Below are 15,594 nucleotides of genomic sequence, written 5' to 3' on the forward strand. Positions count from 1 at the left end.
TCGGCGTCTGCGTGGCATGCGCCACGCCGCCGGTGGACAAGTCTGCGCTGCAGACTATCGATCGACTTGAAAATCAAGTCCCAACCCGTCCGCGCAACAGGGTCAAGTCCAATGGGCCGCCGGTACCGCGCGTTGAAAAGCATCGAGTTGCCCGCGCGCCAGATCCCCCTTGAAGCGCCCCGCGCTTTCGATCTGAGCGCTTAGACTCGTCGAGCCATGAGTCAAAGCAGCATCAAGAATAGCAAGGCGGGTGTCAAGGCACCCCGCCGCCAGCGCCCGGTTGAACCGAGTTTCACCGAGATCGTCAGGTTGATCCGTGCCGCTAAGCAGCGGGCGTATCAAGCGGTCAACACCGAGCTGATCGACCTTTACTGGCAGGTGGGGGAATACATCAGTCGCAAGCTCGCGGCAGCCGAGTGGGGCGACGGCGTTGTTACACAGTTGGCGAGCCACCTAGCTGAGACGCAGCCAGGATTACGAGGCTTCACGCGCGCCAACCTTTTTCGCATGCGGCAGTTTTATGAAGCCTACCGCGATGACGAGAAAGTCGCACCACTGGTGAGACAACTTCCGTGGACCCACAACCTCATCATCTTAGGCCAAAGCAAACGAGCAGAGGAGCGAGAGTTCTATCTGCGCGCGGCTGCCCGCGAACGCTGGAGCAAGCGTGAGCTCGAACGGCAGTTCTCCACCGCGCTATTCGAACGTGCGGTCTTGACGCCGGCAAAAGTCTCACCGGTGGTGAGACAAAGCCATCCGCAAGCGCTCAGCGTCTTCAAAGACGCGTACCTGCTCGAGTTTCTGGGCCTACCCGAAGGACACAGTGAGGCCGACCTACACCAAGGACTCCTCGCCAGGCTCAAAAACTTCCTGATCGAGCTTGGGCGAGACTTCTGCTTTGCCGGCACCGAATTTCCGATCCAGGTGGGCAAGCAAGACTTTGCAATTGACTTGCTCTTCTTTCACCGCGGGCTGAACTGCTTGGTAGCGATCGAATTGAAGGTAGGCCGTTTCGAGCCCGAGTACCTGGGGAAGCTGAGCTTCTATCTCGAGGCGCTGGATCGCAATGTCCGCAAGCCGCACGAGAACCCTGCACTGGGAGTCCTACTTTGTGCCAGCAAAGACGACGAGGTAGTCGAGTACGCGTTAAGCCGCACTGCTTCACCTGCGCTAATTGCGCAGTACCAGACCCAGTTGCCCGACAAAGCCCTGTTGCAGGCAAAGCTGCACGAGTTTTATTTACAGGACTTGGCAACGCGTGTCGGCAGAAGCGAGGAAGATCTCCTGGACGCGCGGCTCAAATGAGGCCTTGCTGCCAACCCATCCACGCGCAAACGATTCCAAGGCCAGTGCGGAGTCAACTACTGCTACTCCTACAGGATGCATCGCCACGCTGAAGTTTTTCATCGCATAGAGAGGACATAGTCGGCACTGCGCTCGATTCGGCGAGGCTATCCGATTTATGTCAAATGCCGCATAGGCGTACGCCGCAACGGCCGCACGAGGAGGATCGGTGGGCGAATCAGTTGCCGATCCAAGTTGCCGGCGCCGCTTCGGCGCATGTCATCGAAAGATCAGGGCGTTGCGAAAAACGCACCGAAATAGGACATGCCGGTTTGAGCAGTGACGCCTGCAAAGTCGGTTTCACCGGAAAGTGGCTGCCCCTTGGCGGAAGGCATGTGCACTAGCTTGAACCCGGCGGGGACGCCAGCGTAAGGATTCGCGAAAGCAGGCAACTCCACGAGGTTTCCCTGTGTCCCCGTTGCACTATTGATGTCCACCGCCGTGCTCAGCATGCGAGCGTCGCCCCAGCGCACTGGCGGCCCCCCTGCCGCATTGAACGCCAGGTTCGGGCCCACGGTGTTGCCGGTGGAATAGGCACGCCCATCGACGTAGATCGCCGGCACGTTCGGACGAATGGAAACAAGGAGATTGTCGAAGACATGGTTGCCGGAGGCTCGGTTGATTCCGGTCACCGCGCCGACTACGAGCTCAGCCAGTGCACCATGGGTTCCGCCAGGGTCGACCGAATTGCCCGCCGCCGTGTTGCCGTAGACATTGTTGCTGGCGGCTTCGAAGAGATTGATGCCAGGGCCATCGTTGTTCCACATGACGTTGAAGGCCACCGTGTTGCGGTCGCACCAGTGATCGAGTTGGATGCCATTGCCATCGCTAGCGCCTGTGTCCGCATTCGAATAACTCGCGTTGTAGCGCACGATGTTGTCGTCGCCACTGTTTTCGTTGGCGGCCGCGCTGTAGATGTGGATGCCCGAAGTCCCAGCCAGTGCCAATCCGCTGCGGCTGACGTCGTTGTGTTCGACGCGCCAGTGCGATCCCCGCACTTCCATGCCATGGTGGCCACTTCGACGCACGATGTTGCCGCTAACGACATTCGGCGTACTGGCGCTGCCGTTGACCGCGATGGCGATGCCATGGGTTGCTGTGTCCTCGATCAGATTGTTCGAGATGACCAGGCCAGTCCCAGCACCGTCGGTCACGTTGATGCCGATGGGCGCACCCAGCACTGCATTGCCGTCTACGGTCACGTCGTGGCTGCCAAGGCGGATAACAAAGCCGCCCCACGTCGGGGACTGCACACGCAGCCCCCTGATCGCGAAGTAGCTCGCGCCCCGGATGTCGATGCTGTTGGTGACCACTGGAGGACGTGTCGGGTCCGCAGCGTCCACGAGGATTGGTGCGGCCGCGCTGCCAGTGGCATTGATGGTGACCGGCCCTCCATAGGTTCCAGGTCGCACATAGACATGGCTGCCAGCGGGAAGCGTGGCCCACGGCACTGAGGCGAGGTCCGCGACCAATATGGCGCCGGTCGGACTCGCTGGCGATGTACCGGTACCGACGATGACAATGGGGGCTACCACCGGCGTCACCGAGGCGTTTGTGGTCGGCGCTTCCAGCGCCGCTGCCTGCCCGGTGGCGCCCGCTGAAGCTGCCGCACTGCTGACACCGGCGCGCACGGGCTTCGTATCGGCAGCGTCTGCTGGCGCTGCTGTGGAGACGGCAGTTCCGCCGTCAGCCATCGAAACACTCGGCGACGTGGCGCTCTGGGGTGAAACAGCCTCTCCACGGCCACTGCCACCACCACACCCGGCGAGCATCAGGCCGAACACGAGAAGGCAAGTGTTCCGAGGCACGAAAATCATAGAAAGAACGCGTTCAAAATAGAGGTGAGCTTGTACGTCAGATCATGACGGCCGGCAATTCCGATAGATCGCCAGTTGTGCAGGTACAACCATATCGGAAGCCGCGAAGTGTGCCTCTGCTTTAGGGCATTTAGAAGCGACGCACACCGGTGTCGGTGCCATGCTCGATGCGTCTAGTCCAGCGTGCCGGTCAACACAATGTTGCTCGGCCAATTTGGACCAACGCGCGCGCGATTTGGTGGTCTGCGCACAGTCTGCGCACCCTCGAGAAGCAGCGCCTTCATTTACTGGACACTGCACTGCCCACTTCGGGCTACACGAAGAGGGGAGGGCGCGCGCCCAAGAAATTCGAATAGACGCGCGAAACTTGGCGCTTCGCCGTCGCAAGGGTGATCATCAGGTTGGCGGAATTGCGAGCCGCCAAGCCGGAAATCAAGGCGAGGGCGGGCGGGCCGCAGTGCTCCGCCGGCCGAGCAGCCAGACGATGACGCCGACAAGGAAGGCCATCGCGGCGATGACGACGATGCCGTTCATTGCTGGCCATTCATCGTGCACGTGCATTTCTGCGCGCAGGCCTTGGGTCACCCCGACGCTCGATGTGGAGCTCGCCACGAAAGGTGGTAAAAGCGCCCCGCCCGACTCGTCCCTCTGGGGCTGTGGCTCCTCGATCATCTGTTGGAGAATGTCGCAACTCCATGGCAACGGCGGGCCGCAGTTCGCGGACCCTGGGGGGCTCGGAGATGCGGAATCGGTGTCCATCACGGCAAACCTTTACCGGCAGCTCTTGCTCGTGGCGCCGCTGTTGAACACCGCCATCCTGGCTGCGAGGGCCAGCATTTGCGCCGAGGTCTTCACATTGGCAAGGTTTTGATAGGGCTGGCCGCGGTTGAATCCGGTCAGAAGGTCGTCGGCCGTCAGCACCGTCAGCGTCAGGCGGCTGGTGTCGCTGCCATAGAGCGTATTGAGCTTGGTGATCGCATCCTGCTGAAGCAACGCGACACTCGGTGTCAGTGGTAGCAGCTTCAGCAGCTTGACCAGCGACGTTTGGTCGTAGGCGGCGCCGCCAATGCTGATCGTCGACGCCGGCCAGAGACCAGGATAGCGCAGCCAGAACAACTGGTTCTGCGGGCACTTGGCAGGTGACCAGACGTACTCGACCGTGTTCGACTGGAGGCCGGCGATGTTGGCCTGGATGACGTCCTTGCCCACATCGTTATCCCCGACGTATTGGAAGATCGCCTTGCCTGCCGGGTCGGTGACGGCGACGCCAGTCCTGCCCTTGTCGGGCCCCGCGTTGATCGAGAACTGGACCGGTAAGTCGGCCACAGGCGTGCCCACGCCAGCGGTCACTGTGGCGGTGATGCTCGCCGTGGCGCCAGCGGGGCCGGTCGAATAGGCCGGTGCCAGCACGATGCTCGTGGGCGCGGGGGCCTGCGGCGGCGCCGTGTCGGAGGCGACGATGCCGGCGATGGACTGGCCCGCCTGATTGGTGAATTGAACGGCAGCCGGCGCGAGCGTGTTGAGGAAATTCACGGTGCCGCCGCCTGTCCTGTCACCGACGGTCTGCGCAATCGATGATGTGCTCACGTCGTACATCACCGTGAAAGTCTTCTGTGGCGCCACGGTCACGAAACCTGTCGCCACGGATGCAGTCACCGGTGCCGTGGTCGCGCTCACGACCGTCTGGCCGGAACCCAGCAGGCCCTGCGGAAACAGCGCGCGCAGGTTGCTGAACGCGTTAAGCGGATCGGCCGCAGCAGACAGGGGATAGGACCCCACAAGGAACTGAGCCGTCGTGTTGCCTGCGCTTCCCAGCTTTGTCGCGAAGGCCTGTGCATCGAACACATGGATGGCCGCGCCCGCCTTCAGTTGGCCAGTGGGCAGGCCGAACGGCGCGGCATCGAACCTGCCGTCGAAGGTCGCATTCACCTTGAAGGTCTGCGCCACGTTGGTGTTGTTGATGTAGGTACGGAACGCAATCGCCCGCGCCGCACCGGACCCGTTGGCGGAGTTCGACCACGCACCCACCGAAGGTCCGTTCGCGTTGATCTGGGCGCGCGACGACTGTGTTCCGGAAAGGGTGGAGGCTGCGAAGCCCGACGACTTGGCAGCGCCGGCGGCGCCCTTGACGATGTCCTTGGCGTCGCTGAACGGGCCCTGGTACATGACACGGGTGGCACTTCCGTAGGAAAGGCTGGCGCTGGTGCCTCCGCCGGAGACGGTCCACGTGCCGGGCACTCCGGAGTTGCTCGCAGCGTCGTACGGAGTATCCGGATAGCCATTGTTCGGGGATGCCGCGGAGAGAGTCCCACTGTCGCCCACACCCCTGTTGCCGGGCCAGTTCAACGTCGCGATGCCATTGTTCGGGTAGAAGCAGCAGTTGATGATGAAGCTCCACGGGCCCACGATTTGGCCCGACGCATCGGTCGAGACAAGCGCCTCGAAGGACCCCGAATCCCCTGCCGTGAAATGAAGCGTCTGGTGCCCGTCAGTCAGAGTGACCACGGTTCCAGCCAATGTATTCAGGTCGAACAAGCTCAAATTGGATGGCAACGCTGTAGAAACTTCTACGGTTGCAGTCACTCGATCGGCTCTGGTGTACGAGCCGGCCGTAGCCGGCGGTCCATAACACGTGCCGTCAGGTTGGCACAGATAGACAAAGGGATTGCCGGTGTACTGGTAGGTCACGCTGGCGTGGGCACTATTCGCCAGCGCAAAAAACAGAGCTGCCATCCATCCGATCCACGCAACGAACCTTTGGCACATTCGAATGCGATGGCCGCGCTCTCGTACGGAAGCAGGATCGGTGGTGCGATTCATAGTGGCTCCGGCTCTGGGTGACTGGCGCAAGGAAGCGCAGGTGACTGGCCAAATCACTGTAATGCCTTGGTTTGCTAACCAACCTCCCCAGAATTAGTGAGAGGGGCTTGAACGAACGTAACAACTCGCTTCAGTCGCGCGAGTCACAGGATGGAATCGCGCGCCTACACCACCTGCGAGCGCGAGGGACACCTCAGTTGAGCTACCGCACCGGCGAACAAATTTCCCCCAACAAGCCAATCCGTCCAAGGTCAACCTGCGCGCCGGTAACGCGGTCGCGAGACTTTCATGCGCCGTGGCAAGGGCGCCGTGCCTTTCGTTCGCGGGAGTGCGTTGACTCATCGAGCCTGGTATAGCTCCAGTCAATGAAAGCCCTCCGGACGAACAGCCGGGCAATTTTCGGAGGCTACACAACCTACACTGAGACAGATGAATTGAGGCGAACGCCCATCACAGTGCCTTCTCCAGAAAGCGCGCAAGCTTGTGTGCTCGTGAATGCTCCGGATTGCTCACCTTGAGAGGCCATTGGAATTGCTAGGAAACGTTGACGGAAGAGAGGAAAGAAATTTGAACCGCCGCGAATGGCTGCTAGCTGCGGCTGGCTCGACGATCATGCGAGCGTCAGCTGAAACTACCTGGAATGCCAGAAACACAAGTCAGCGTCACACGTTCAAAGTGGCAGTCTCAGCGCGACCAGACGGCGTCCTGGCGAACCGTCTGGTGCTCGGACAAAACCTGCAGTGGGTGGATGGCGGCGATGGATTACTCGATCGCAATGGCCAGCCGCGCCAGGTCATGCTCGAGCGTTTGCGTGCCTTACAACCTACGTCTCTGAGATTTCCGGGTGGGGCTCAGTCGGATGCTTACCGATGGAAGCGAGCGATGGGTGCGCTCACAGACCGCAGCGATAACTTGCATTTTCATCGCAAGCAGATGCAACCCTCCATCGTGGGCACGCAGGAGTTCCTTGAACTATGCGAGTTCGTGGCAGCGGTTCCCGTGATCACCGTCAACACGGTCACTGGCACTGCGGATGAGGCAGCGGACTGGATTCGGCTGACCAACAAGACCGGTTTGATCTCTCGCATAACCGGTAAACGGCTGCCCAGCGTGACGTATTGGGAGATAGGCAACGAGCCGTACCTCAAGGAGGGGGACGAGACGCAGCGTGTTGCCCCTGCCGAATACATCAAACGCGCAAACGCTTTCATTCGGGCGCTTCGAGCCGTTGATCCTTCAATCAAGATCGGCGTTCCTTTACGCACGGCGACCATTGGCGGCCTTCAAGCGACACCTTATCCAGACTTTGCCCGCGATGTCCTTGTCGGTGTCAACGAGCCGTACGATTTCATCAGCAATCACAACGCATACATGCCGTACTTGTATGACCGCGTGCCCGACGAACAATCGCTGTACTGGGGCACGATGGCAGCGACTGCCACTGTTTCAACCAATCTCGACGATATGGCGGCGCTTGCAAGGAGCCTCAAGCCCGGATGGAAACCTGTCCAGGCGATCACTGAGTACAACGCGATGTTCACCAACGGCAAAGGGCGCACGGACGAACTCATCGACTCGCAACTCGGCGCGCTGTACTTGGCCGATCTGGTCAGGATGATGGCTGACCGTGATGACCTGCTGTGCTGTCAGTACTGGTCGCTCTCTGCAAACTGGATGTTCGGGGCCATAACGGAGCATGGAGAGGGCCGAGCGAACTATGTCGCCCTGCGGCTGCTTGGCGACGTGATCCGTGGAACGAAGCTGGGCATACGAACTGAGTGCGCGTCCTTCAGTGCACCCCGAGTGGGCGCCGTCGCACCCGCGACCGAGTTGCCGTTGGTGACGTCCTTGGCGACCCGAGAAGCAGGCGTTGTGAAGGTGCTGCTGATCAACAAGGATCTGGATCGTCCCGCAACCGGCCGCGTCGAACTGACAGACGGCACAGCAAGAAGCGCCGCATTGGTCACCATGCGCGTCGAAAAAGTCTTCCAGATTGGCCAACCCCGCGAGAGCACCCTTCAGCGACGACCCGCAGATGCGGGACCGGCGTCGACCGGTATATCACTCGAGCTTCCCGCCGCAAGCGTAACCGTGCTGACGCTTGAATTGAACACCGCATGAGGAGGGCGCATCGCCAATAGTGGCGAGCGCTCCTTGTGGATCATCCGTTCATCCGACCACAGCTTCCGCAGCCTCAGGCACCGCAGGGGCGTCTTGTCGGCGCTGAACGCGTGAGGGCGCCCCAATCACCACGGAATTCGATGGCACATCCTTAGTGACATGCGCATGAGGTCCGAACGAAACGTTGTCGCCTATGCGCACTGGGCCCTGAATCATGGCGACATGCGCAAGCGAGACATTGTCTCCGACACACGGGCATCCCGGACCACCCCCGACATCTTCGCTTCCGTAGCCGCTGCCAACACCACAGACTCCGTAGGCGGTGAAATTGCGGCCCACCTTGCCGATGATGGTGACTGCCGTGGCATGACCAATCAAACACCCAGGTGCGATAGACGAGTAGGGCGGCAACTCCGTGCGGGTGAGATAGTGCGAGAACAAGTAGACGAGGCTAGCCAACGCGCCGTGGTCCTTGAGATACAGGTACCTCGACACCCGGTAAAGCGAAACCGCCAGTACATTCGGCATCAATCGCCAGACGATTCGTGTCAAGAAGGATCCTTGCCCTCCGAAATTCTGCACATTTCGAGCGAAGTCCTCTCGCATGTGCTCGCGTGTCTTGGCCCACGTGATGTCGATCTCATGGGGGGCAATAGGATTGATTTTCTTTGCCATCTGAAGACTCTCAGTTGAAGTTAGGTTGGTTGATCGAAGCATTGCCAACGCGAGCTTCGAGAAAATGCGATCGCATCCGGTCCACCAGAAGTTGGGCTGACGTTTGCCATCGAAATCTGGAGGCGCGCTCGATACCGGCGTCAATAGTGCGCTGACGCTCCTCTGATTCAGCGGAAAGACGCGCCATCGCCTCCGCGATCTCTGTTGGCGACCGGGGGTCAGCGATCAACGCCGCGTCGGCCGCCACTTCAGGGAGGGAGGTCGTGTTGGACGTGACCACAGGCACGCCGCTCGCCATGGCCTCGACAACAGGCATACCGAACCCCTCGGCAAAACTCGGATATACAAAGACCCGCGCATGGCGGACGAGCGCGGGCAACGCGCCGTCAGAGATATTCTCCAGAAATCGCACATCGCGCTCGAGTCCGAGCGCACGAACCGTCGCATAGATCGGTTCACTGTCGAAATCACGTTGCCCGATCACAAGCAGCGGCAAGCGGGGCGTTGGTAGTAGTGCGTAGGCGCGCAGCAGATTGATATGGTTCTTCCGCGGCTCCAGCCGTCCCACAGTGCAGAAATACTCCTTGGGCGCCAGTGCAAGTTCGGAAAGATGGCTCAGGCCCTCGCCGCCCGGATGGAACCGGGCCGTATCGACTCCGTTGTAGGTGACGCCAATGCGATCCGGATGCACGCCATAGAGCCGCACCATTTCGCTGCGAGAAAACTCGCTTACCGTGAAAAGCAACTTGGCGTGCCGAACCGCAATGCGACTTGTCAATCGCGACATGCGAACGAAACCCGGCTTGAAGTACTGAGGATGCGTCTCGAACAGAGTGTCGTGAATCGTGCAGGCACAGGGCCCCAGCGGTATCAAGGGCAGGCGGTACTGGACGTGCAGCAGATCCAAGCGATGACGTCGTTGTGCCAGCGCAAGCTGCCATCCCAGTCGTGCCATCCCGCCCTTGTGAGGAATTCTCGCGAGTTCCACATTGGGCGCCTCAAACTCGGGATGCGCGCGCCTGAGCGCGTGCGGATCATCGAGAAACAAGATGAACTGCATGTCCGGCGCAAGGACGATCGCTTCGCGGTACAGGCCAAGCAAATAGCTTCGGCTGCCCTGGAAGATGCCATCGAATGTATGGAAGTCGACGCCGACTCTTGGACGGCGCGGGGCATCGGCTTTCATGCTTGACCCCCGCGCAAGATCGCCCAGGCTCGACGCGTCATGTCTCGGCTCGAGAGAGCCTTGTCCTTGAAGTCACTGCGAGGGCGCAGCCAACCCGCGCTACCGAACAATGCCCAACGCAGCGCGAATCCACTGACCGTGATCGCGTCATACAGGCCGATCCCGCGCCCACCTCGCATTTGCCGATAGAACTGCCGCGGTCCCTTCAGGGATGACAGCAAGACGTCTCCCTGCTGCTTCTTCATGCTCGCTCCCTGGTAGTGAATGATCGAAACCTCGGGCGTGTACATCACGACGCCCCCGGCCTGCTTCAATCGATGACACAGCTCCATGTCTTCGCCATACATGAAATACTTCGGATCAAACAGTTGACCTTGGAGACGGTCGGCCCGGAGCAGCATCACGGCACCCGAAACCCAGTCAACTTCTTGATCTTCGACAACGTCGCGGTCCAAATACAGAGGCGCAGGCCGCCAGCTCCGCGGCAGCAAACGATCTATGAAGAGGTAGTGGCTCGCGACGTTCAGAAGTCGTGGATAAGCTCCCCCCGTCCATCGCTGGAGCGACCTGTCCGCATTGAGGAGGCGACAACCCAACACTGCGACACTGGGATTGGCCTCCAAGATCTGCACCAATCTCGCGATGCCCCCTTGCTCTACGACTGTGTCCGGATTGAGTAGCAACACGAATCGGCCGCTGCAGCGCTTCAGGGCTTGGTTGTTGGCCTTCCCGAACCCTACGTTTTCAGTGTTGGCGATCAGTTCAACACTCGGGAAATCCCTGCGAACCATCGCTACGCTGCCATCTGCCGATGCGTTGTCGACAACGATGATCCGCATTTGGTGCGGACGAAGTCCTCCGGCGTCGATTACGGACCGAAGGCAGGCGTGCAGCAGCTCGCGCACGTTCCAGTTGACAATGATGATGCTGACGATCGGTTCGGTCATTGATTGTTTCGAGATTGAATGTATAGAGTCGAATTCGCTCCGAATGCCATCTGCACCGGAGTGAGCGCCCGTCGAGCTTGTGATCACAAACGCCTTCACTCAGCTGCGGCCGTTCCTACGACCGTGTGATTCCATGGCGTCGTAGTAAAACGCTTCCTGCGACGCCGCCACCGCATTCCAGTCCCAGCGCCGGGCGTGCTCGCGTGAAGCCTCACCGAGTCCGGCCAGTGCGTCCAGCGGCATGCAAAGCAATTCCCGCATCGCGAGCGCGTAGGCGCCGACGTCGAATGGTTTGACGCGCGGGCTGCCCGGCGACGCCACCTCATTCATCGGAGCTTGGTCCCAAACGACCACTTGGCGGGCCGCAGCGTTTGCCTCAGCGATCGTCATGCCAAAGGTTTCCGTGCGCGATGGCATGACAACGAAACGGCAAGACGCCAGCAGTTCGCTTCTTCGAGTCGCGTCAAACGGCCCGGTGATCCGCACCCAATCAGTGAGGCCATGGTCCTGCACGAGACGCCGAACCTCTGCCTCCTCTTGAAGGGTGCCCGCCAAAGTCAGCGGTTGCCGATCGGACAATGGGATTTTTGCGTATGCGGATAGCAGCAGATCAAGCCCTTTGGTTCCGACTTCCAATCTGCCGAGATACAGAATGCCCTGGCCAGGACGTGAGGTCACATTGAACAAGGTGCCGTCCACGCCGTTGCCGATAACGTGGCACCTCGCGCCTCGATGCCGGCGCTCGATGCGTTCACGCATCGCTTGCGTCATCACCACAAAGTTGTCGTACAGCCGCACGCCATACTCTTCGCCCCAATGAAACGGCAGCTTGAGCTTCTTCGTGTAGTCCCGTGCAGAGAACCATTGCACGGAGGCCACCATTGGCTTGTCCTTGCGCCTGAACAGTGGGGTCCACGTGGCCGAGCAGGGCGGCATGAAGTCCTCCACAAGCAGGTCGTACTCGAAATTGCGAACTGCAGCGGGCAACGCGGCAAGAAACGTGATGTGATGTGAAGACCCGTGATTTCGGATCTTTCGCCCCAGTCGCACGTAGCGTATTCCGTCGCGGTAAAGCTCCGGCGTTGATCCCGGAAACGTGGGTGTGAGTACGGTAATTTCGTGGCGCTTGGCCAGCCGCCGGTAGATCTCAAGCGTTCGAACGGGACCTCCCCCGGAAAGGGGATTGTCAATATCGTCGGGGTCCAGATGAAGGATCTTCATGTTCAGGGCTCCGAGGCGCGTCTGCGTTGCGCAAGGTTGACGATGTCGGAACGAATCGCCTGCAGGGTAGTGAAGGGACGCCGCCCGAGGCCGCCACTGAGCACGTAGCACAGACCAAAGAGGACGAGTGCGACGCTCGCCGAGACAACGGCGCCCCTGTTGGCCATCAAAGTCAATGCCACGAAGCCAACAGCAGTCGACAAGATGATGCGCAGTGCTTCACCCCACACAGGAGGCATTCCGAAATGCCGGGTAGCCCAATGGATACGCATGGCAACGCGCACCAGTACGCTGAACACGACGGCGATGGCGGCCCCTTGCACCCCCAGCAGGTGCATGCCGAGGAGCAAGCCCACGAAGAGAACTGCCAACCCGACTGCAAGCGCGCGCAGGTCGTGCACCTGCGCCTTGGCCGCAAGCATGGCCGAGGAAAGCAGCGCGTCAGTCAGCATCAACGCAGCAGCCAAGACGAGCCACCGCAGAACCGGTCCCGCACCCGTGAGCGACGAACGATACAAGAGATCAACAAGCGGTTGTGCGACCGCGGCCGCTACCAGGGCCCCTGCAAGGCCGATGAGCAGACAGCACCGAAGCACCAACGCAAGCGAAACGCGGAATTGCTCCTGGGCCACGGCAAATTGCCTCGCGAGCGCCGGCATGATCACTAAAGACAAGACCGTAGGCACCATCTGCGCGGCCTCATACAAGCGACCCGCCGCGGCGTAGACCGCAGTCTCCGCCAAGCCTTGGCCGTGCGAAATCAGGATCACGTCAAGGCGCGATGCCAACGCAGCGACAATCGCAATGCCGCAATAAACTGGCACTTCCGACCAGTTCCTTCGCTGCGATGCAGCGCTCCAGTGCGACCACTTCGGAACTGGCAGCCCGGCGAATCGAAGGTAAAACAGCGCAGCAACAACCCGGAACAACAAGAACGACGCGAAGACCCCGTCCAGACCATACCCCGCATGAACTGCGTAGATCGCGGTTACCGTGCGCATTGCGCTCTCGCTTAGGTTGACACGGGCAACGTCGACCAGGCGCTCACGTCCCACGAGACAGGTCTCCGCGACGATGATCCATGAGGTAGGCAAAAGCGAAGCGGCAATCAGAAAGAATGGAACAGCGAGCTCCGCGCCAAAGGCCGATGCACCCCAGAGGCTGATGACGAAAGCAACCAGAAGGCTAATGGGCGCAGCGAAGCCAAACGCATTTGTCACCTCGCCGGTCAGGTCTTCGCTGTTCGAAGCAATGCGCCGAATGATCGGAATCGATAACCCGAGCAAGGGTAGGAGCGCTACCAGAAAGAAGACGCTCATGACGAGCGAGAAGCCACCTAGCCGATCCGCGTCCAACTGACGCGCAAGCCACCAAAACAGTCCGTAGTTCATCGCTGCGATACTCAATCGCGACCCCAGCGCAGAACCGAAGGCCTTGGCAAAGCGGGCAACGCTCACGAGCTCCTCCCTTGCTCGCGCTCCACAATGATTGTGAGTGCTTGCAGGACCCCCGCCGACAGCCACAGCAAGAAGATCCGAATGTCTGTGTAGTAATTGTCCGAGTTCAGAAAGAACACTTGGGCAACCATCGAGGCGCCAAGCCCCACCGCCAATCCGAAGTCTTCAGGCCTAGACCACCGCTCCAAAGGCCACGCCAACCGCACGAAGCGCCACAGCAGGTAAACGAAGAAAAGCATGGCGGGGATGCCAAGCTCGGCTGCGAATAGCAAATAGTGGTTGTGCACGACCAGTTGGTGCAGCTGCAGCTGGTATGCCAGAGATACGTTCGCGAAGAGCGGAGGGCTGAACTGAAACGCCGCGCGGTTGTACTCGCCAAAGCCGACCCCGAACCATGGGTGCGCGTGAATGATGGTGTAGGCCATGTCCGCGAGCAAGACGCGCGATTCCAATGATCGACTGTCGGGCGCGGTCAACCGAAGCAGAATATTGGGGTAGGCCGCCAACAGTAGCCCAGCTCCCAGGATGGCCGCCAAGCCCAGAATTACCAGTTGGCGCGGGCTGATGACCTTGGAACGTGCATAGACCAGGACGACCACGATGGCGGCGACCATGCTCGCCGCCCACCCCCCGCGAGACAGCGTGACTACCAGGCCCACGCTGGTGCCAAGGGTTGCGGCGGCCGCGATCCACCATATGCGTTGCGACACACGCCCAGGACCCAACAACGTTAAAGCGAGAGCTGGACCGAACACGATGACCAAGTAGTGCGCCAGCACGTTCGGATGGGTCATGAAGCCTGCCGGGCGAAACACGTCAGGTGCTCCGCCAAGGCTGACAACCACACCCTCTGACAAACCTTTGGCGCCGGGCAACAAGAGCGGCGACTTGGTGATCAGCTGAGCCGCGACCCAGAGCAATGTACAGCCGAGAATTGCCACTGTCGCGCGAAGCGCCAAACGCAAATCCGAGCGGTCCACGATCGCGTGGCTGGAGGCATAAAAACCGAGAACCGCTAACGAATACGAGGCAGCAGACCCGATGGACAGGATGCCCTGAGGCGTGCCGATGCTGCGCAGCCAGATGAAAGCCAGATATGCAAACACCAAGACATCAAGCATGGTGAGGGCCGGCAGACGCCGGTGGACCAGAAGGTGTCGGCCAAGCCAGCACAACAGTAGCGCGACAAGCGCCATGTGCGCGAGTGACATGTAAAGACCGGGCGAGAAGTACGGTCCATCCGCAAAGTAGCGGCTGGTCAAAGGCGCGATCACCGCCTTGCTGATGTCGATGGGTGCCAGTACAAAAAGCGCACCCAGCAAAGGCCGACGAACCTCGCGAAAGACCAGCATCACGGTGAGCCCCGCCAGGGCGGCCATCGTCAGCACGATAGCTTGCGCAGAGGCGGACGCCAGCATCGCGCTGACAATCGCCAACCCCAACGTCGCGCCCGCAACTTGCCAGGCCAGTGGTCCGCGTGCGTGAATACTTGCGCTCATGCCGACCCCGGCGTCACGCCCGCCGCGCGGACGCGTAGTTCAGGAGCACACCAGCAATGCGTGACTGATCTAGCTGCGCGGATTCGATTGCACGACGGATGACGATCGGCGATGTGTGCCTCGAATCAGCGACGACCAGTACCGCATCGGCATCCAGCAGCAAGGCGCCGCATCCATCAAGCGCCGGTGCATCCACAATCGTCAGTGCCGCGTTTGAACGCAGGACGGCATAGGCCCTTGCGACGCCTGCGACATTGAACCGCGCCGCACGCAGGCCCGGCCCGCCCCCAATGAAACGGACTGTTCCGCTGTTTGCCGTGGGCGTCGCTTCCATGAGTCCGCCGGCGACAAGCTGTGCGAAATCGGGCGCCTTGCGCGCAGCGGCCGGGCGTTGCGTGTTGGCGCCGACCGAAAACTGACCATCTAGACCGGAGTCTGCCGATCCAAAATTGACCAGGGTGCTCAACTGCCCTGCTGATTATTTCAGCAAGGCGAACAGGTGATCAC

Annotated in this window: 11 protein-coding genes; 2 read left to right on the forward strand and 9 right to left on the reverse strand. The window is 60.5% G+C overall.

What is annotated here, in order from left to right:
• Positions 1–216: 216 nt before the first annotated feature.
• Positions 217–1,305 carry a PDDEXK nuclease domain-containing protein gene (locus WKW79_RS35990; RefSeq protein WP_340340024.1) on the forward strand — a complete coding sequence of 363 codons (1,089 nt, stop codon included), beginning with the start codon at positions 217–219 and terminating at the stop codon, positions 1,303–1,305.
• Positions 1,306–1,574: 269 nt separating this feature from the next.
• Here the strand turns inward: WKW79_RS35990 and WKW79_RS35995 are convergent, their stop codons facing one another.
• Both WKW79_RS35995 and WKW79_RS36000 read right to left on the reverse strand, forming a co-directional pair.
• On the reverse strand, positions 1,575–3,038 hold the full coding sequence (locus tag WKW79_RS35995; RefSeq protein ID WP_340340025.1) for a right-handed parallel beta-helix repeat-containing protein: 1,464 nt from the start codon (positions 3,036–3,038) through the stop codon (positions 1,575–1,577).
• Positions 3,039–3,932: 894 nt separating this feature from the next.
• Positions 3,933–5,894: a hypothetical protein gene (locus WKW79_RS36000; RefSeq protein WP_340340026.1), complete on the reverse strand. Its 1,962-nt coding sequence runs from the start codon at positions 5,892–5,894 to the stop codon at positions 3,933–3,935.
• A 654-nt stretch (positions 5,895–6,548) separates the two neighbouring features.
• Here WKW79_RS36000 and WKW79_RS36005 point away from each other — a divergent pair.
• Positions 6,549–8,102, forward strand: a complete 1,554-nt coding sequence (locus WKW79_RS36005; RefSeq protein WP_340340027.1) for a hypothetical protein — start codon at positions 6,549–6,551, stop codon at positions 8,100–8,102.
• A gap of 48 nt (positions 8,103–8,150) precedes the next feature.
• Here the strand turns inward: WKW79_RS36005 and WKW79_RS36010 are convergent, their stop codons facing one another.
• The 7 genes from WKW79_RS36010 to WKW79_RS36040 all read right to left on the reverse strand — a co-directional run bounded on the left by WKW79_RS36010 (position 8,151) and on the right by WKW79_RS36040 (position 15,553).
• Positions 8,151–8,777 carry a hypothetical protein gene (locus WKW79_RS36010; protein WP_340340028.1) on the reverse strand — a complete coding sequence of 209 codons (627 nt, stop codon included), beginning with the start codon at positions 8,775–8,777 and terminating at the stop codon, positions 8,151–8,153.
• Between the two features lie 10 nt (positions 8,778–8,787).
• The gene (locus WKW79_RS36015; RefSeq protein WP_340340029.1) at positions 8,788–9,963 is read right to left on the reverse strand and encodes a glycosyltransferase family 4 protein; all 1,176 of its coding nucleotides are present in this window, start codon (positions 9,961–9,963) and stop codon (positions 8,788–8,790) included.
• Positions 9,960–10,910 carry a glycosyltransferase family 2 protein gene (locus WKW79_RS36020; RefSeq protein WP_340340030.1) on the reverse strand — a complete coding sequence of 317 codons (951 nt, stop codon included), beginning with the start codon at positions 10,908–10,910 and terminating at the stop codon, positions 9,960–9,962. Before WKW79_RS36020 ends, WKW79_RS36015 begins: the two co-directional genes overlap by 4 nt.
• Positions 10,911–11,009: 99 nt before the next feature.
• On the reverse strand, positions 11,010–12,131 hold the full coding sequence (locus WKW79_RS36025; RefSeq protein ID WP_340340031.1) for a glycosyltransferase family 4 protein: 1,122 nt from the start codon (positions 12,129–12,131) through the stop codon (positions 11,010–11,012).
• A 2-nt stretch (positions 12,132–12,133) separates the two neighbouring features.
• The gene (locus tag WKW79_RS36030) at positions 12,134–13,588 is read right to left on the reverse strand and encodes a lipopolysaccharide biosynthesis protein (protein WP_340340032.1); all 1,455 of its coding nucleotides are present in this window, start codon (positions 13,586–13,588) and stop codon (positions 12,134–12,136) included.
• A complete protein-coding gene (locus WKW79_RS36035) occupies positions 13,585–15,087 on the reverse strand; it encodes an O-antigen ligase family protein (protein WP_340340033.1) in 1,503 nt (500 codons plus the stop codon). Before WKW79_RS36035 ends, WKW79_RS36030 begins: the two co-directional genes overlap by 4 nt.
• 13 nt (positions 15,088–15,100) lie before the next feature.
• Positions 15,101–15,553: a hypothetical protein gene (locus WKW79_RS36040; RefSeq protein ID WP_340340034.1), complete on the reverse strand. Its 453-nt coding sequence runs from the start codon at positions 15,551–15,553 to the stop codon at positions 15,101–15,103.
• Positions 15,554–15,594: the final 41 nt, after the last annotated feature.

This window comes from Variovorax robiniae, assembly GCF_037889955.1.
In the GTDB taxonomy this organism is placed as follows: Bacteria; Pseudomonadota; Gammaproteobacteria; order Burkholderiales; family Burkholderiaceae_C; genus Variovorax; species Variovorax robiniae.

What these genes read in the sequence shown, in the direction of transcription:
- WKW79_RS36000 (WP_340340026.1), bottom strand. Translation starts at nt 5,894, where the DNA reads ATGGCAGCTCTGTTTTTTGCGCTGGCGAATAGTGCCCACGCCAGCGTG.
- WKW79_RS35990 (WP_340340024.1), top strand. Translation starts at nt 217, where the DNA reads ATGAGTCAAAGCAGCATCAAGAATAGCAAGGCGGGTGTCAAGGCACCC.
- WKW79_RS36015 (WP_340340029.1), bottom strand. Translation starts at nt 9,963, where the DNA reads ATGAAAGCCGATGCCCCGCGCCGTCCAAGAGTCGGCGTCGACTTCCAT.
- WKW79_RS35995 (WP_340340025.1), bottom strand. Translation starts at nt 3,038, where the DNA reads ATGGCTGACGGCGGAACTGCCGTCTCCACAGCAGCGCCAGCAGACGCT.
- WKW79_RS36025 (WP_340340031.1), bottom strand. Translation starts at nt 12,131, where the DNA reads ATGAAGATCCTTCATCTGGACCCCGACGATATTGACAATCCCCTTTCC.
- WKW79_RS36010 (WP_340340028.1), bottom strand. Translation starts at nt 8,777, where the DNA reads ATGGCAAAGAAAATCAATCCTATTGCCCCCCATGAGATCGACATCACG.
- WKW79_RS36035 (WP_340340033.1), bottom strand. Translation starts at nt 15,087, where the DNA reads ATGAGCGCAAGTATTCACGCACGCGGACCACTGGCCTGGCAAGTTGCG.
- WKW79_RS36020 (WP_340340030.1), bottom strand. Translation starts at nt 10,910, where the DNA reads ATGACCGAACCGATCGTCAGCATCATCATTGTCAACTGGAACGTGCGC.